This window comes from Achromobacter sp. MYb9 (assembly GCF_002975275.1).
Classification (GTDB): domain Bacteria; phylum Pseudomonadota; class Gammaproteobacteria; order Burkholderiales; family Burkholderiaceae_B; genus Achromobacter.
Genome location: NZ_PCOQ01000003.1, coordinates 159,949 through 177,287 on the forward strand (window position 1 = coordinate 159,949; position 17,339 = coordinate 177,287).

The 17,339-nt window shown below is 61.5% G+C and carries 15 protein-coding genes and 1 pseudogene; 7 read left to right on the forward strand and 9 right to left on the reverse strand.

All coding sequences use genetic code 11. The annotated features are described in order from the left end of the window. Window positions 1–46 precede the first annotated feature (46 nt). Together CQ050_RS07180 and CQ050_RS07185 are read left to right on the forward strand one after the other, a co-directional pair. Window positions 47–961, forward strand: a complete 915-nt coding sequence (locus CQ050_RS07180) for a LysR family transcriptional regulator (RefSeq protein ID WP_105556121.1) — start codon at window positions 47–49, stop codon at window positions 959–961. A 169-nt stretch (window positions 962–1,130) separates the two neighbouring features. Beyond that, a complete protein-coding gene (locus tag CQ050_RS07185; protein ID WP_105556122.1) occupies window positions 1,131–1,964 on the forward strand; it encodes a TetR/AcrR family transcriptional regulator in 834 nt (277 codons plus the stop codon). A 19-nt stretch (window positions 1,965–1,983) separates the two neighbouring features. On the opposite strand, the gene CQ050_RS07190 is transcribed toward CQ050_RS07185, so the two are convergent. From CQ050_RS07190 to CQ050_RS07205, 4 genes are all read right to left on the reverse strand, one after another. Beyond that, window positions 1,984–2,769, reverse strand: a complete 786-nt coding sequence (locus CQ050_RS07190; RefSeq protein ID WP_105556123.1) for an enoyl-CoA hydratase/isomerase family protein — start codon at window positions 2,767–2,769, stop codon at window positions 1,984–1,986. A 41-nt stretch (window positions 2,770–2,810) separates the two neighbouring features. Beyond that, window positions 2,811–3,575, reverse strand: a complete 765-nt coding sequence (locus tag CQ050_RS07195) for an SDR family NAD(P)-dependent oxidoreductase (RefSeq protein ID WP_105556124.1) — start codon at window positions 3,573–3,575, stop codon at window positions 2,811–2,813. Continuing rightward, the gene (locus CQ050_RS07200; RefSeq protein ID WP_105556125.1) at window positions 3,572–5,221 is read right to left on the reverse strand and encodes an AMP-binding protein; all 1,650 of its coding nucleotides are present in this window, start codon (window positions 5,219–5,221) and stop codon (window positions 3,572–3,574) included. Before CQ050_RS07200 ends, CQ050_RS07195 begins: the two co-directional genes overlap by 4 nt. Before the next feature lie 65 nt (window positions 5,222–5,286). After that, window positions 5,287–6,945, reverse strand: coding sequence for an MFS transporter (locus CQ050_RS07205; protein ID WP_105556126.1), 1,659 nt, complete (start codon window positions 6,943–6,945; stop codon window positions 5,287–5,289). Window positions 6,946–7,270: 325 nt separating this feature from the next. Here CQ050_RS07205 and CQ050_RS07210 point away from each other — a divergent pair, with 325 nt between their 5' ends. Next, complete coding sequence (locus CQ050_RS07210; protein ID WP_105556127.1) at window positions 7,271–8,764, forward strand: methyl-accepting chemotaxis protein; 1,494 nt, start codon at window positions 7,271–7,273, stop codon at window positions 8,762–8,764. 66 nt (window positions 8,765–8,830) lie between these two features. Here CQ050_RS07210 and CQ050_RS07215 read toward each other — a convergent pair whose 3' ends face one another. Both CQ050_RS07215 and CQ050_RS07220 read right to left on the reverse strand, forming a co-directional pair. Continuing rightward, complete coding sequence (locus CQ050_RS07215) at window positions 8,831–9,274, reverse strand: DUF695 domain-containing protein (RefSeq protein ID WP_105556128.1); 444 nt, start codon at window positions 9,272–9,274, stop codon at window positions 8,831–8,833. Between the two features lie 49 nt (window positions 9,275–9,323). Continuing rightward, the gene (locus CQ050_RS07220) at window positions 9,324–10,256 is read right to left on the reverse strand and encodes an AraC family transcriptional regulator (RefSeq protein ID WP_233213852.1); all 933 of its coding nucleotides are present in this window, start codon (window positions 10,254–10,256) and stop codon (window positions 9,324–9,326) included. Window positions 10,257–10,450: 194 nt separating this feature from the next. On the opposite strand from CQ050_RS07220, the gene CQ050_RS07225 reads away from it, so the two are divergent. Continuing rightward, window positions 10,451–11,206 carry an SDR family NAD(P)-dependent oxidoreductase gene (locus CQ050_RS07225; protein ID WP_105556129.1) on the forward strand — a complete coding sequence of 252 codons (756 nt, stop codon included), beginning with the start codon at window positions 10,451–10,453 and terminating at the stop codon, window positions 11,204–11,206. 72 nt (window positions 11,207–11,278) lie between these two features. On the opposite strand, the gene CQ050_RS07230 is transcribed toward CQ050_RS07225, so the two are convergent. From CQ050_RS07230 to CQ050_RS07240, 3 genes are read right to left on the reverse strand one after another with little or no spacing between them, the layout of a single operon-like run. Next, the gene (locus CQ050_RS07230) at window positions 11,279–11,809 is read right to left on the reverse strand and encodes an AAA family ATPase (RefSeq protein WP_105556130.1); all 531 of its coding nucleotides are present in this window, start codon (window positions 11,807–11,809) and stop codon (window positions 11,279–11,281) included. 44 nt (window positions 11,810–11,853) lie between these two features. Further along, window positions 11,854–12,981, reverse strand: coding sequence for an FAD-binding oxidoreductase (locus CQ050_RS07235; protein ID WP_199196746.1), 1,128 nt, complete (start codon window positions 12,979–12,981; stop codon window positions 11,854–11,856). Further along, window positions 12,978–13,907, reverse strand: coding sequence for a LysR family transcriptional regulator (locus CQ050_RS07240; RefSeq protein WP_105556131.1), 930 nt, complete (start codon window positions 13,905–13,907; stop codon window positions 12,978–12,980). Before CQ050_RS07240 ends, CQ050_RS07235 begins: the two co-directional genes overlap by 4 nt. A 143-nt stretch (window positions 13,908–14,050) precedes the next feature. Here CQ050_RS07240 and CQ050_RS31055 point away from each other — a divergent pair. The 3 genes and pseudogenes from CQ050_RS31055 to CQ050_RS07250 all read left to right on the forward strand — a co-directional run. Then, window positions 14,051–14,896, forward strand: a pseudogene (locus CQ050_RS31055) (hydroxymethylglutaryl-CoA lyase); the annotation flags it as partial. Between the two features lie 210 nt (window positions 14,897–15,106). Continuing rightward, window positions 15,107–16,285 (forward strand): CaiB/BaiF CoA-transferase family protein, encoded by a 1,179-nt coding sequence (locus CQ050_RS31060; protein ID WP_233213875.1) that lies wholly within the window; start codon window positions 15,107–15,109, stop codon window positions 16,283–16,285. A 45-nt stretch (window positions 16,286–16,330) separates the two neighbouring features. Beyond that, window positions 16,331–17,329, forward strand: coding sequence for a tripartite tricarboxylate transporter substrate binding protein (locus CQ050_RS07250; RefSeq protein WP_105556133.1), 999 nt, complete (start codon window positions 16,331–16,333; stop codon window positions 17,327–17,329). Window positions 17,330–17,339: the final 10 nt, after the last annotated feature.

A 17,339-nucleotide genomic window follows, 5' to 3' on the forward strand; every position in this document is an offset into this window, starting at 1 on the left:
AGGTATATTAGTTCTACTAATTAATAGTTCGTGGGAGACTCCTGCCATGGTCAAACGCAACCTGAACGATCTTCTGTACTTCGTGACCGTGGCGCGGGAAGGCAGCTTCACGCGCGCCGCCTCGTTGCTGGGCGTCACGCAGTCGGCCCTCAGCCAGGCCATCAGCGGCCTGGAGTCCAGGCTGTCGATCCGGCTGCTTACGCGCACCACGCGCAGTGTGTCGCCCACCGCTGCCGGCGAGCGCCTGCTTAATGCCATCGGGAACCGATTTGACGAGATCGACGCGGAACTCGATGAACTGACCAAGATGCGGGACAAGCCGGCCGGCACGGTAAGGATCACGTGCGGCGAGCACGTTCTTCGAACCACGCTGCTACCCAAGCTGACGCCCCTGCTGCTGGAATATCCAGACATCAAAGTCGAATTCGACGTCAACTACGGATTCCGGGACATCGTGGCCGACCGCTTCGATGCGGGCGTGCGGATGGGCGACACCATCGATAGGGACATGATCGCGGTGCCCGTGGGGCCGAAATTGCGCATGGCGATCGCGGCTTCGCCGGCATACTTCCAGACGCATCCAATTCCCAAGGTGCCGCGCGACCTGCTCAACCACAACTGCATCAACATGCGCATGCAGACGGCAGGGGGGCTCTACACCTGGGACTTCGATCGTCGCGGCCAATCACTGAATGTGCGCGTGGATGGTCAACTCGTCTTCAACACTTCGCCCAGCATCGTGGATGCGGCGGTGGCGGGATTGGGGATAGCGTCCCTGCCTGAAGAAGAGTTCGCGCCGCACATCCAGGAAGGGCGGTTGGTGCGCGTATTGGAGGATTGGTGCCCACCGTTCCCCGGATACTACCTGTACTACCCAAGCCGCAAGCAACCGTCCCATGCGTTTTCGCTGGTGCTTGATGCGCTGCGGTGGAATGCGCCTTCCGGCGCCAAGAAGCCATAGGGCAATGCCGCCCGGCGCCGGGCATTCGGAACGCCGGTCTTGGCGCCTGTGCAAGATGCAGGCGCCGTCTTGGAAAGCGGTTGAGTGGCCATGAACTCAAGTACGCTTGTGTTGTGTAAAAATTGTATTCATCATCCTTTTCTTTTTCACATCATCGGAAAATCAAGTCATGGCTGACGAGAAGCACTCTGCGGTGGGCGGGCGAGTCAGCATCTACCGAAGGCCGAACAGCAGGTTCTGGCAATGCCAAGCCACATTCGACGGCAAGAGTGAGCGCATCAGTACCAAGACAGAAGACTTGGGTAACGCGCGGCATTTTGCCGAGAATTGGTACTTATCCCGAACGGATAATGGGGATGCGACGCAGGGCGAGCGCGGGGCGGCACACAACGCGGTGAGGGCCGGCCGGCCGAACTACAGTTTGCCGCTGCATGACAAACGGGCGCGCTTTCTGGCGGCGGCGATTGATTTGGTGGCGCAGGTGGGGTTTCGCGACACCCAGGTCAATGCGATCGCCGAGCGCGCGGGCATGGCGCCCGCGACCCTATACCGGTATTTCAGTTCACGGGAAAGCCTGCTGGTGGAAGTGGTCTCCCACGTCTCGCAGCATGAGGTCAATGTCGTTGCCGGGATCGCGATGGGAAATGACGAGCCCGCGACGCTGCTGCGGGCGTGCGCCTATGCCTTCGGCAGCCGTGCCATCCGCGCGAAGCAGCTTGGCTACGCATTGGTAGCCGAGCCGGTTGACTCCGCCATTGAGCTCGAACGGCTGAAATACCGAAGCAAGCTGATGCGCGTCTTTGAAACGATCATTGAACGGGGCATGCGCAATGGCGACTTCGTTGAACAAAACCCGGAGGTCTCCTCCGCATGTATCGTGGGGTCATTGTTCGAGGCGCTCGTCGGCCCGCTGGCGCGCAACAACGACGCGACCGACCGTCAGCGGCTGGAGAGCGTCAGAGAAATTGCGGACTTTTGCGTGAGAGCCGTCGAGCGACGGTGAGCAACCGTTGGCGGTCGGCCTAACGGCTGCCTACAAATCGAGCCAGCCCGTCTTGCATGACGCGAGTGTCCGAATGCGCTTCGAGCGTCGTGATCTCGTTCTCCAGCGCTTCTGCGATGGGCAGTGCGTGGGCGGCGACAAACAGGGATTTTGCCCGTTGGATCGTCTGCCTATCTGCAAGCGACATTTCGCCCGCAAGGCGGATGGCGCATTGTCGCAACGCTTCCATCGGCGCCACGGCGTGCACGATGCCCCAATCCATGGCTTGCGTGGCGCTGATCGCGCTGCCAGACAAGATCATCCATTTGGCCCGCTGATGGCCGATGACACGCGGCAGCCTGACACTACTACCCCCACCGGGCAGAAGTTCGCGTAGCGTATGGGCGTCGCCGATGGTGGCGTCGTCCGCCGCGATGATGGCGTCGCAGCACAACAGCAGTTCCAGTCCGCCGGCGCGCACGGCGCCGTGCGCCATGCCGACAATGGGCAGGGCAGACGATTCGAATCGCCGGCAGACTTCACGGAAGTTGTCCAGCAGTCGCCGCACGGCGGTCTTGCCGCCTTCCAGCAATTCAACGAGGTCGGCTCCCGCACAAAAATTCCGCCCCGCTCCAGAAAATATGACTGCCCGCACGTCCGATTCGGCTTCCGCCGCATCCAATGCGGCGATCACATCGCTTAGCAGCTCGGAGCTGACGGCGTTGGCCTTTTCCGGACGGTCGAGCGTGATCCAGGCGATGCCTGCATGCACCCTGCAGATCCGGGTAAGCAGACGTCCTTCGTGTTCCAATCCAGCGTGTTCCATTACTTCACCTTGTGTTCCATCGGTATTGCTGTTTCTTCGGCCTATGGTGCAAAGCGCGCCCCGCCGTCCAGGCGGTAGCAGGTGCCGTTCACGTACGGGTTGGTCAGAATGGACTGCACCATCTGTGCGAATTCGTCCGGTAGCCCGGTACGTTTCGGAAAAAGGAAGCTCTTCTCCATGGCCTCCATGCCCTTCGTCGGGACGTTCGCGGTGAGCTCGGTTTCGAAAACGCCCGGCGCCACCGTCATGCAGCGGATGCCGTGTTCGGCCAGGTCACGCGCAATCGGCAGGGTCATACCGACGATGGCCGCCTTGCTTGCGCTGTAGGCGGCTTGTCCTTTCAATCCATCGAAAGCCGCGATGGAGCTGGTGTTCACGATCACACCGCGCTGGCCATGACCGTCTGGCTGGTTTTCGATCATTTTTTCGGCGGCCAGTCGCAATACGTTGAATGACCCGGTCAGGTTGATGGCGATGACCCGGTTCCATAACTCAAGGTCATGGGCAACGCCGCGCGAAACCGTCTTTGCCGCGGAAGGAATGCCGGCGCAATTGACGACGAAACGAAGTTCCCCGAACGCCGACATCCCTTGGTCAATGGCAGCGCTGACTTCCATGGGGTTGCAAACGTCTGCCTGGGCGGCGACGTGGTCGCCGGGCAACTCGGCCTTCAAGGCTTCGAGTTTTTCCCTGTTCAGGTCGACCAGCACGAGCCTTGCGCCATGGGATGCCAACAACCAAGCGGTGGCACGACCCAGTCCCGAGGCGGCGCCGGTCACGATTCCTGTTGAAGCTGCCAGTGTCATGCCGGACTCCTTAGCGCATCACGCAACTCTTTGCGCAACACGAACCGCTGAGTTTTCCCGGAAGGGGTTTTCGGTAGCTCGTCCCGGTAGTGAACCCGGCGCGGATAGGCGTGCGCAGCGTATTCCGTGCGCACTTTTTTCTGAAGTTCCTCTGACAACGCGTCATTGGCCGAGTATCCCGGGTTTAGGACGACGACCGCTTCCAGGACTTCGCCCCGGATTTCGTCAGGGACGGCGACGACGGCGACGTCCCGCACGGCCGGATGTGCGGCGATAACGGATTCCACATCGAAGGGGCCAATCCGGTAGCCGGCCATGATGATTACATCGTCGTCTCGTGACGAGAAGCGGAAGTAGCCTTCGTCGTCATACAAGGCCAGGTCCCCGGTCAGATACCAACGTCCGCAAGGCGTGAGTCTGTCGGCATTTTTTTCCGGCGAGCTGGCGTATCCCTCGAACCACGCCAAGGGGCTACGGGACAGGCACGCGGCCAGCAGACCGGCCTGATTGGGGCCCAGCTCCTCGTGCGTCGCGGGGTCGATCACGGTCATATGCCAGCCCGGCAGGGCGCGGCCCATCGAGCCAGGCTTGATGGGCTGCCGCAGATCGGGGTGGTGATGGTTGTTCAGCAGCATTCCCGCTTCCGTTTGGCCAAAATGGTCGTGAACCAGCGTTCCAAGACCGGCGGGCGCCCATTGATTGACGTCCGGCGTCAGGGGCTCGCCCGCGCTGGATGCGCAGCGCAACGAGACGAATTCCGCAGGCATGCCGTGGGCTTTCAGGCTGCGATAGACCGTGGGGGCCGCGGTGAAGTTGGTCACGCCCTCGCGCTTTAGCACCGCCAGCGTGCCTTCCTGGGTGAACTTCTCCGTGTGCATGATCGACGGCACGCCGGTGGAAAGCGAGACCATCACGCCGAAATAGAGCCCATAGGCCCAGCCTGGGTCCGCGGCGTTCCAGAATGTGTCTTCGGCAATAAGGCCGAGTCCAAATTCCCCATAGGCTTGAAACCCTGCCACGGCGCGCAATGGCACGACGACGCCTTTGGGCTTGCCGGTGGTGCCTGATGTGTACACCTCGATTACGGCGCCTTGGCCCGAGGTGACATGCGCCGAAAAAGACCGGTCACCGCCTGCTTCGATCTCAGCCAGCGTTAGCCCGTCGGCGGAAGTTGGGCCGGCGATTGCAACCCCGAGCCCGGGCAGGACGTCCCCAGCTAGCCCCTGGAGTTTGGCACGCTGCGCCTCATCGCACACCACCAGCTTGGTGCCGCTGCTTGCAAGCCGCATCTCGATGGCGGGCTTGGCGAAGGCCGTGAATAGCGGGACATACACGGCGCCAAGGCGCCAGATCGCCAGCAGCGTCACGAGATAATCTTCGCCCTTGGCCATCAGCGTCGCAATGCGGTCGCCCACGCCGTAGCCGCGCTTGCTTAATCCGCTGGCGAGCTTTTCAGACCGCTCGCGCAGCCGACCGTAAGTGATGACGATCGCCTTGCCGTCCGCGGTGACGACGCGATAGGCGGTGGCGCCCGGATCGTGCCGGTCGCATAGCAGGTCGCTCGCGGTGGCGTCTGCCGCGCCGTAGGCGGCGATGAGGTCCGCCAGGCGGTCCCCCACGCGCGCGCTGTACTCGGCTACCTTCATGGTGTTCTCCTTTCCTCTGTCTTGCTTGATGCGTAGATGTTTGCCGGCTCTTTGGCCGGTTCGTGCTAGCCGCGCGAGATATCGGTTCCCTTTGTTTCGCGCGCGAAAATCAGGCTAAGCACCGTGCAGGCGATTGCGATGCCGACCGGGTAATAAAGGCCGGCGTAGATATTTCCGGTGGCTGCGACAATCGCGAATGCCGTCGCAGGCAGAAACCCGCCGAACCAGGCCGCACTGAGGTGATACGGGAACGACATGGCCGTATAACGGATGCGCGAGGGAAACATTTCCAGCAAAGAGGTCGTGGACGGTGCGAATGTGATCGTGCCGAAGCTGAGCAAGAGCATTAACAGCAGAACGATGGCCGGCGCGTTCACGTCGTCGGGGTTCGCGTTGCCCAGCGGGTAGTGCTTCTCGATGAGTGCCGCTCGCAATTCAGCGTCAAAGCGTTTCTTTTCTTCGGCCGCGTTTGGTGCGTCGCCCTGGTATGAGGCGATCACCTTATCGCCAACACGGATTTCCGCCACGCGGATGTCTGTCCGAGCGACGCTTGTGTGGTTAAGGCCGAGTGACGTCATGGCGTTGGTGGCGACGTCGCAAGACGAGGTGAATTTGCTGGTACCGAGCAGATTGAACTGCACCGAGCAGTCGGCCGGATTCGTGGCGACCACAATCGGCGACATTTCCTGAGCCCGCTGCAGCGCGGGGTTGGCATAGTGCGTGAGGCCTTGGAAGATCGGAATGGTCAGCACTGCCGCAAGAATGTAGCCGCCGATGTAGACCGGGCGCCGTCCTATCCGGTCGGACAGATTCGCGAAGATGATGTAGAGCGGCGCTGTCAGCACGGTCGCGATGATCAGCATGAAATTTGCCGTCAGTGTCTCGACCTTCAAGACCTTGGTCAAAAAGAACAGCGAGTAGAACTGGCCGGTGTACCAGAGCACGGCTTGCGCCGGCAGAATGCATAGTGCCCCGATCAGAATCAGGCGCAGGTTCTTCCAGTGGCCAAAGGTCTCGGCCAATGGTGATTTTGATGCCCGGCCCTCTGCCTTCATCTTCTTGAATTCAGGCGATTCGTCCAGCTTCAGGCGTATCCACAGCGAGATGCCCAACAACAGGATGGAAACGATGAAAGGAATGCGCCAACCCCATGCCATGAATGCGGCCGGCTCCATGCTCAGGCGCAAAGGGATGATGATGGCGACCGCCAGCAGAAACCCCACGGCGGCAGTCAGGATCACCCACGCCGTCCAGGTTGCCCGTTTGTTGGTAGGCGCGTGCTCGGCCACATAGATCATGGCGCCGCCGAATTCGCCACCGAGCGCCAATCCCTGAATCATGCGCATCAACACAAACGCGATCGGAGCGATCAGGCCGGCGGTTTCGTACGAAGGCAATACCCCGATCAGGAAGGTCGACCCGCCCATCAGGACGATCGTGACCAGGAACGTGTACTTGCGCCCGACCAGGTCTCCCAGGCGGCCAAAGACGATGGCCCCGAACGGTCGCAGCATGAAGCCTGCGGCGAATCCCAGCAGCGTGAAGATGAAGCCGGCGGTTGGATTGACGCCAGAGAAAAACACACGGGCGATCTCGGCGGCAAGCAGCCCGATCAGGAAGAAGTCGTAAAACTCGAACACCGTGCCCAGCGACGCGGCGATGATGACGCGTCTATCCTTTTTTGACATGGACGCCGAATGTGGTGCGGATGCGGTTATTTCCATTTCCTCCCCCTTTGTGAAGGCACTTCGTCTCGTTGAGAGCTTGTTTCGCTCATCTTTCTTGCGCACATAACTGTGCAAATACAGTATTGATCAATATTGTAAATGTACATATATGTGGAAACCCTAGGGTTTCACGGGGAGGGTGAGGGAGGGGAGCGGGACCGATCAGCCAGCAGCGTGGGAAGGGGCCTTTGTGGTCTCTTTTGATCGAAGCGCCTGTCGGCGTCCGCCATGAATTATTTGGAACAAATATTCACAAACTGCAATTTATCTATCAGAATTGAGTTTGCGCGGACCCCTCGCGCCCCTGCCGAAGGATCTGCCCATGCGCACCGCAAGCCGCTTGCTGGAAGAATCGTATCGCCGGACCGACCGTGCGATGTTGCCGCTGCTCTGGCTGCTATTCATCGTTGGCCTATGCCTGGCGCCGCAATATGGCCGATGGGGCGCCGCTGTCACGGTAGGCGCGGTGGCGGCGGGCATTCCCACGCTGCTGATCCTGTGGCGGCCGGGCAGCGTGTCCACCCGCCTGGCGGTGGCCTGTAGCCTGATGGTGTTGGCCGCGCTTCATATTCACCTCATGTCCGGCATGGCCGAGATGCACTTCGGCATCTTCGTGCTGCTCTCCGTGCTGCTGGCGTACCGGGATTGGCGGACCATTCTGTGCGCGGCCCTGGTGATCGCGGTACATCACCTGTCTTTCAATTTCCTCCAGCAGTGGGGATACGGAACGATCTGCTTCACGGAACCCAGCCTGGGAATGGTGCTGTTGCATGCCACTTATGTCGTGGTGCAGGCTACGGCGCTGGGATGGCTGGCGTGGAAGATGGAACGCGCCGGCATCGCCGCTGAAGAGCTGGCCCGGCTTAGTGCGCATATCGGGCGCGAGCCGGGGGTATTCGACCTGCGATTTGGCGGCTTGAGCATGGATAGCGGCCTGGGCCGCAGCTTCAAGACAACCATGGACGCGGTGCACCGGACCATGAGCGACGTGCGCGCCACGGCGACGACGCTATCGGCCGCGTCTGGCGAAATGATGCAGGGCGACCAGAAGCTGGAGGAGCGTTCGCGCGCGCAGGCCGATTCGCTGGCACAGACCGTGGCGTCGATGCGTGGCCTGGCCGCCAATGTCCATGACAACGCGGCGCACGCCATGCAGGCCCGGCAACTGACCGATCAGGCGCGCCAGATCGTGGGCACGGGGAGTACGGCGGTGGCCGGCGTCGCGACCGTGATGGGAGAAATCCAGCAGGAAGCGAAGAAGATCTCCGAGATCATCGGCGTGATCGACAGCATCGCGTTTCAAACGAATATCCTGGCCTTGAACGCGGCCGTGGAGGCGGCCCGCGCGGGTGAAAGCGGCAAGGGCTTCGCGGTCGTGGCCACCGAAGTCCGCGCGCTGGCCCAGCGTAGCGCCGGCGCCGCGCGCGAGATTCGCGGCCTTATCGAGGGTTCATTGGAAAAGACCACGAATGGATTCCGTCAGGCCGACAACGCGGCCGGCGTGATCCGTGAAGTCGTTTCCAGCATTGACGGGGTTGCGGGCATCGTCGGCCAGATCGGCGACGCCGGCCGAGCCCAAAGCGCGGATATCGAAGAGGTTAATCAGGTGGTGGCCAAGATGGACGAACTGACCCGGCAAACCGCAGGCCTGATCGCAGAGGCCGCAAGCGCGTCCGCGGCCCTGCAAGCCCAGGCCGCCCAATTGCTGCAAGCGGTTAGCGTGTTTCGCTTGCAAGGCAGCCAGCTGTCTGATGTGCCGCCGGCGCCAAAGCGAATCGCGCCGTCTCCGGTCAGGCGGGCACTGGCCAGCGCCTGAGCCACGCACGCGCCGTAAGCCGGGGCTTGCGCGGGCTGCGGCGCGCGGGCGCCGCTGGCCCACCATTCAATGGAGCTGTTCCGAGCCTTTGGGCTGCAATTGCGACAACCCATTCCAATCCGGGTCCTTGAACACGCGTAGATTGATGGGGTAGGCCGGGTGCCCGGCCAGGCATTGGTTGAACGCCTCCATAAAGGCATCGACGTCGTGGGTGTAGAAACGCCACTCTTTCAGGTTATTGCCCGTCAGGCCAACTACCTGCACGCCCACATTGGAGTTTTCGAAGCCCTTCTCGATGGCGCTTTCAAAGCTGTCGGTGCTTTTCTTGTCTTCGTCATTGGGCATGCCGGACTCAATGCCGGTATATGGCCAAGAGACAATGATCAAGTTTTCGTTGACCTGACGATCAGGCGCCGACGGCAGTCCGGTACGAAAGCGAACGATGACCGAAAAACCGTTGATGCGGGTTTCACCCACTGCCCAGAGATCGCCTGGGAAAATGCTGCTCATTGAATGTATTCCTGTGTAAAAGCCGAACCGACGGGTTCAGCCCTGGATCCTACAAAACCTCGTGCGAATGCGCCAGCGCGCGGGCTTCACGGATGCTGCGCCCCGGTGGTTGGCCGAACATCCGCGCGTATTCCCGCGTGAACTGCGTCACGCTTTCATACCCGACGCCATAGGCGGTGGAGCTGATTGCGGCCCCTTCTGCAAGCAGGCGTCGGCGTGCTTCAAGCAGGCGGAGTTGCTTCTGGAATTGCAGCGGGGTAAGCGTGGTGATGCTACGAAAATGCGTGTGAAACGCCGACAGGCTCATGCCGGCGGCATTGGCAAGGGTTTCGACGCGCAAGGGCTCGGTGAATTTCTTCCGCAGGATTTCAACGGCGCGTGCAATGCGGTGCGCGTGGCTGTCCGTGACACCCAGTGCGCGAATCGCGTTGCCATGCCGGCCAACCAGCAGCCAATAGTGCAGTTCTCGTACCAGTTGGCGGCCCAGCAAGGCGATCGGGCCTGGCCGGTCCAGCAATCTGATCAGCCGTAACGCGGCTTCCGCCACTTCCGTTTCGGTGGGATCCACGCGCACGGGCTGATCGGGCACGGCCGGCAGGGCACGCATTTCGCTGAGCAGATCCGTGATCACGCCCAAGTCCAATTGCATGACGAACGAGTAGTAAGGCGCGGCTGCGCTGGCCGTGGTTATCTGGCTGACCGTCGGCACGTCCATCGTGATCAGCAAGGATTCGCCCGCGCCAAATTCGAAGGTCCTGGCGCCCATGGTCACGCGCTTTCGGCCTTGCAAAACCAAGGCAACCAAGGGTTTGGTGATGGCGTGTTGCAGCGGGGAGGGGGAGGTTTCACGCAGGAGGGCCACGCTGTCGATGGAAGTGGCCGCGAATCCTTCGCCGTTGACATGCGCATCGGCGTAGCGCCGCGCTACCTGCAACAAGGCTTCGGTTACACCGACATGCCTGGATGAGTCGGCCGTTGCCACGCAAGATTCAGCAGATTGGGCAAGTGAATTCATTGTCTTGGGCAAACACGCGTAGAGGAAAACGTCCGGAAATTGTATTCCTGGCCTTTCCGGTTCTCTACGATAAAACAAATAGGCAAGTGGCCAATATGATCGGGCAACCTGCTTGGCGCGGCAACTCCTAGCATGAACGCTCAACGATTCAGGAGCTTTTCATGACAACCATTTCTCTCGTTACCGGCGCTAGCCGAGGTCTGGGCCGCAATACGGCCCTGAGCATCGCGCGCCATGGTGGCGACGTGATCATTACGTATCGCAGCGACAGGGATTCGGCGGATGCGGTGGTCGCCGACATCGCAGCGCTCGGCCGCAAGGCGATCGCGCTGCAACTGGACACGAACAACGTGGCGTCCTTTGCGGGTTTCGTGGCCGCCCTGCGCGAGGCGTTGAGCAGCAATTGGGGCCGTGACAGGTTCGATCACCTGATCAACAACGCCGGCCACGGCGAAATGGCGGACTTCGCGTCCACCACCGAGGCGCAGTTCGATGCGCTCTTTGGCACCCACGTCAAGGGCGTGTTCTTCCTGACCCAGGCGCTGCTGCCGCTGCTGGCGGACGGCGGCCGCATCGTGAACCTGTCGTCGGGCCTCACCCGCGTGTCTTTTCCCGGGTTTTCGGCCTACGCCGCCGCCAAGGGCGCCGTGGAAACGCTTTCCGTGTACATGGCCAAGGAACTGGGCAGCCGAGGCATCACCGTTAACGCCGTTGCGCCCGGCGCCATCGAAACCGATTTCCTTGGCGGCGCGGTGCGCGATATCCCCGACTACAACAAGGCCTTCGCCGACCTGACCGCGCTTGGCCGTGTGGGGGTGCCGGATGATATTGGCCCTATGATCGCCAGCCTGTTGGGTCCGGATAATCGCTGGGTTAACGGCCAGCGCATCGAAGTCTCGGGCGGTCAGTCGATTTGATCGAGCGATGCGCGAAGGCAGCACGCCATTCTGCAAGGACTGGACGGCGCTAAAGCAGGGGCGGTTTGCTGGCTAGCCGCGGAGCCCCTCTGTTTGATAGAAATGCCTGAGCTCGGCCATCGTCGCGAGTTTCACTTTGGGCAGCGCGATGCGCTCGTACATTTCTGCATACCGCCGTCGGTTGGCTGGGGTGACGACCGTGATGTGGTGGATCATTCGCCACTTCACGGAGTCCCGCCCTCCTTCCAGCGCGCCACGCCGGTCGCGTTCAATCAAGGTTCGGCGAAAGTACCGGAATAGGCTGGAGGCTGTCGACAAGTCCAGCAGAATGAAGCCGGTGGCTCGTTCGAGCCGTTGGCCAATGCTATTCGTGTAGTTTCCCTCCATGACCCAATGTTCCTGCTGTATGGCCCGGTCGTGCAGACGAAGGAAATCGGCTTTAGGACGAGGCGTCCAGTCGCTGTGAGGCAGGTGGAAAAGCTGATCGAGGTGAATCGCTGGCAGTTCGCGCTTGCGCGCAATGGCCTGGGCCAGCGTGGACTTGCCGCTATTGCTGGGGCCCAGAATGCAGATGCGCGGGCCAAGGTCTTCAAGACGGTTCATATGTGAGCCATGGACACCATTTGCATGAGCGTCAATAGAATTGCCTACGCCTGGAAGAAGAATCGGTCGGGACGGCAGGGATCAAGGGCACTGGACGCGTTATTGTCCAGGATTTCTTCTGAGGCAAGGCGGCCCACTATGGCCGCCAACGTAACGCCAGGATGCATGACGCAAACGTAAACGCCGCCGATATTTGGCAGATAACCGATGAAGGGAATGCCGTCGGCGGGTATGGGTCTAAGCCCGACACAAGCGGATTCCAGCTCAATGGAGGCGGCCCCATGGAGCTCGTTCTTTATTGCCTTGGCCGTTCGTAGCGCGATGGCTGCTGGCTGGTTCTCCACGGCGTTGTCCAGGTAGTCTTCCGCCGCCAGCAACGCGCCGTCCAAGCACTGCCTGACTTCCATTTCAGGGCTGGATATCAGGGTTCGTACAAGACCGGGGGGCGCCTTGTAACGGATGAAAATGGACGGAGAAGCCGCTATCGGAAGCGGCGCACCAAGCATGTTGGTCAGCTTTGTGATGCCGGTTCCCGCCGCCAATACGACAACATCGGCATTGATGACTCCCATTGCGGTTTCCACGCCGGTCACAGTGGCCCCCTGGCGTGCAAAGCCGAGAACGCGTGTCTGGGTGAAAATCCTGGCCCCATTCGCTTGGGCGCCAGCGATCAACGCATGTGTCGCCGCAACCGCGTCCAGCGCCCCTTCTTCTTCCGCATAGGAAGCATAGTGAGGCGGATGCTTGAGGTTCGGCTCAAGGTCGACGATCCGTGATCGGGACACTCCATTTTTGGAGGTCGGATTACCTGAGCCTGGTAGCGCTTCACTCGACGTCGAGCGATAAGATAACGCGCCCGTCCATCGAATTTTCATGTCGGGCAATTGGGTTTCGAGTCGCCGGTACGCGTCAATGGCCGCACCGCGCAATGGCGCGATGGGGTCGGGTTCGGGGTGCGAGGCGTTAAGCCATGCGAACGAGCTTCCTGTTACCCCAGACGCGATGTCTTCGGCCTCGACCACGGTGACGTCCGCGCCTTTACCTGCCAGATGATAAGCAACGGACGCCCCCACGATGCCTGCGCCGATGACAACAACTCGTTTATCCAGACCGTTTCCCACACTTACCTCCACACCTTCGAACTGTCGATGGTACACAGCTGGATGATTCATGGCTTGAGCGCCGCGGCGGTGTTGCCGTGACGCGCCACATTGGCCAGGTGTTCCAGAAGCACCTGCGCGGCGGGCGACAGATTTTCTTCGTCGCGAAAGCACAAGGTGAAACGCCGCTCGGCCCAGGCATCGGTCAATGGAATCACGATCAATCCCGTTGCGTGCGCATAGGGCTGCGCGACTTCGCGGGGAACGATGGTTATGCCCAGGTTCGCGCGAACCACACGCAAGGCCGAATCGAAGTTCGACACGATCACCCGATGCAGTAAAGGTTTTCCGGCTTGCGCGGCGGCCCGGTGCAACATGACTTGCACGGAGCTTGCGACGGGCATGCCCACATGTTCGTAATCTAGCGTTTGGCTGAACTGCAACGTGGATTCCCGTGCCAGGGGATGGGCAGGGTGCACGACCATCGCCAGGTGATCGTTGCGGTATGGGCGGGACTGCAACCCGTCCAGAGGCGATGCGTCCCAGCAGATACCCAACGACGCCACGCCTTCCTTGATGCCGCGGATCACTTGGTGGCTCAAGCCTTCTTCCATGTCGACGCGGATGCTGCGATGACGCGGGTCTTGCAGGAACATTGCCACATCTTCGGCTAGCGATTCGGCCAGCACGGAGGACGTGGCCAGTACACGGATCTGGCCCCGCAGCCCATGGGAATAGGCGGACATGTCGCGTTCGATCCGGGCCGTGCTGGTCATGATCGCGCGGGCATGTTCCAGCAGCGTTTCCCCGGCTGGCGTGGGCTCCATGCCGTGTTTGCGTCGGGTCAGGAGTTTGGCGCCCACGGCGCTTTCCAGCTGGGCCAGACGCTTGCTGATGGCGGATCCGACGATGTTGGCGTTCTCGCCCGCCCGGGCAATGTTGCGGGTTTCGCAAACGGCCACGAATAGCCGCAATGAAGTCAGGTCCAGGTCGCGCATGGGAAGTCCCGTTTACAGGAAAGTCATCAAACCCTGCCTAAGATATTCCGTTTTGGAACGTTTTGCATTCCAAATGATCGTTATTCGGCCGATATGTGAAATCTACACTACGCCTATTCCTGCCTTATCGGACGAAGCCATTCATGTTTGCTACCGAACTTCCTACTGGCTGGCCTGCCCGCGCGATCTTGCGCGAGGTGGGTTTGCGCGACGGCCTGCAAAGCCTGGCAAGGGTGGTGCCCACCGCCATCAAGCGTGAGTGGATTGCGCAGGCCTATGCCGCGGGACTCCGCGAAATCGAGGTTGGCTCGTTTGTACCGGCGCGCCTGCTGCCGCAATTGGCCGACACGGCCGAGCTGGTGGCCTATGCCCGGACGTTTCCCGGTTTGCGGGCGACGGTGCTGGTGCCCAACCTGAAAGGGGCGGAACGCGCCATCGACTCTGGCGCGGACCTAATGGTCGTGCCGTTGTCGGCCAGCCATGCCCACAGTCTGGCCAATCTGCGCAAGACGCCCGACGACGTGGTCAAGGAGGTCTCCAGAATTCGCGCGGCGCGCGATGCCGCGGGTTCCCGGATGTTGCTTGAAGGCGGCGTGGGCACTGCGTTCGGCTGCACGCTACAGGGGCATGTGGAGCCGGCGGAAGTGCTGCGATTGATGCAGGCGTTGCTGGATGCGGGCGTTGATTGTGTCAGCCTGGCCGACACCGTGGGGTATGCGGATCCCCTGATGGTGCGCCGGCTGTTTGAAGCTGCGCGCCGCATTGCCGGCGACCGCCTGACGTGCGCGCATTTTCACGACACGCGGGGCCTGGGACTGGCCAATGTGATGGCGGCGCTGGAAACCGGCATCACGCGATTCGATGCCTGTCTGGCGGGAATCGGCGGGTGTCCCCATGCGCCGGGCGCCAGTGGCAACGTGTCCACCGAAGACGTGGCCTATCTGCTGGGAAGCATGGGCGTGGACACGGGGCTGGACATGCCGCGGCTGCTGGCCTTGCGTAAACAGGCCGGCGTCTGGCTGGAAGGGGAAACGCTGCGCGGATCGATTGCGCAAGCAGGGTTGCCGAAGATCTGGAAGGGCGCGGCGCCGGCCGCGGACGACGCTGCCGCCGCTTCCGCACCCGCGCCGGAACATAACGGCGCGTCGTGCGGCGACGCCTCTGCGCCCGCCGCACCGGCGGTTGGCAGGACACGCCGTTTGCCGTTGGCCGGTATCCGTGTGGTGGAATTCACCCACATGGTGATGGGGCCTACCTGCGGTCTGGTGCTGGCGGACCTGGGCGCCGAGGTGATCAAGGTCGAACCCATCGAGGGCGACCGTACCCGTCATCTGCTGGGCGCGGGCGCGGGTTTTTTCCCGATGTTCAACCGGAATAAGAAGTCCATTTCATTGGATCTGCGTAGCCCTGCCGGCGCCGACGCCGCGCGCAAGCTATGCGCCAGCGCCGATATCGTGGTCGAGAACTTTCGGCCCGGCGTCATGGCCAGATACGGTCTGGACTATGCATCGTTAAGTCAGCGAAATCGCGGTCTGATCTATGTCAGCTGCAAGGGGTTCTTGCCCGGCCCGTACGAACAACGCACCGCGCTGGACGAAGTCGTGCAAATGATGGGCGGCTTGGCCTACATGACGGGACGCCCGGGCGACCCCTTGCGCGCCGGCTCAAGCGTGAACGACATCATGGGCGGCATGTTTGGCGCGATAGGCGCGATGGGTGCGCTACAGGAACGCGCGGTGACGGGCCAGGGACAGGAAGTGCAATCGGCGCTGTTCGAAAATAACGTCTTCCTGGTCGGGCAACACATGCTGCAATACGCGGTCACCGGCCAGGCCGCCGCGCCCATGCCCGAGCGCATTTCCGCCTGGGCCTTGTACGACGTCTTTACCGTGAAGGACGAGGGCCAGATCTTCCTGGCTGCCGTCAGTGACGCGCAATGGATCACGTTCTGCGATGCCTTCGGGTTTGACGATCTTAAGCACTCGCCGCATCTCAAAACGAATAACGACCGCGTGCGAGCGCGCCCGGAACTGCTGCCCGATCTGCGGACGCGCTTGAAGGGGTACGAGGTGGACGAATTGGCGCGCGTCTTCGAAAAGAACGGCTTGCCGTTCGCGCCCATCGTCCGGCCGGAAGCGCTTTTTGACGACCCGCATCTGCGCGCCACCGGTGGCCTGGCCAATATACGGTTGACCGATGGCGAACGCGCCGGGCAGCAAGCGAAGGTGACGTTGTTTCCGATCACCATGGACGGCGCCCGGCTGGATGTGCGGCTGCAACCGCCCATCATGGGGGAACACACCACGGAATTGCTGAGACACGTGGGTTACCCCGACGAGAGTATTCACAAGCTGCGCGAGCAAGGCGTCATCCACTGACCGCCTGGCCGTGCCAATACCTATAAAACCAGAGGAGACAGCATCATGAAGACACACGACATATCTTGTACTCGGCGTGGGATGCTGGGCGTCTTGGGGGCGGGCATGCTGGGGGCCGCTCTGCCGCTGCGCGTGGCGCGCGCGCAAGACAGTGCCCGGCCAGTACGGTTGATTCTGCCCATCAGCGTGGGCTCTGGCGTGGACACGATCGTGCGTTCCGCGGGGCCGGCGTTGAATCGGGCGTTCGGGCAGTCGGTGGTGGTGGAAAATCAGCCGGGTGCTGGCGGTATCCTGGGCACCTCGGCCATTGTGCGCGCCACGGCCGACGGCCACACCCTGGGCGTCGTGTCCAATAACCACGTGATCTTTCCCAGCGTGCTGAAATCCGTGCCGTTCGACCCCATCCAGGACATCACGCCCATTTCCGTCATTGGCACCACGCCGCTGCTTCTGGTCGTGAATCCGACAAAGCTGCCCTACAGCAATGTGCGCGATCTGGTCGCGGCCTTGCGGGCGAAGCCCGACGCCTATAACTACGGATCATCGGGCAATGGCACCATCCTGCACCTGGGTTGCGAGCTGTTCCTGCAGCAAAACGGACTGAAAATTCGCCACATCCCCTACAAGGGAACGGGCCCCATGGTTACCGACATCATGAGCGGGCAGGTTGATTTTGGCGTGACCTCGCTGCCGTCCATCTTGCCGCACCTGAAAAGCGGCGCGCTGAAGGCCATCGGCGTGGGCAGCAAGGAACGTAGTCCGGCAGCGCCGGACATTCCCACTATTCGTGAACAGGGCATGCCCGACTACGAAGTGGAAGGCTGGTTTGCCGTGATCGGCCCCGCGAAGTTGCAGGCGGATCAAGTGCGGCGCGTGTACAAGGCCTTCGAGGCGGCGTACCGCGACCCCGAAACAAAAAAGGCCATGGACCTGCAGGGCAACAGGATCACCATGCGGGATTCCGCCGATACGGTCGAGTACTTCAAGAGCGAGACCCGAAAATATGCGCAAATCGTGAAGAACGCGAATATCGAACTGCAATAAGGCCCGGCGC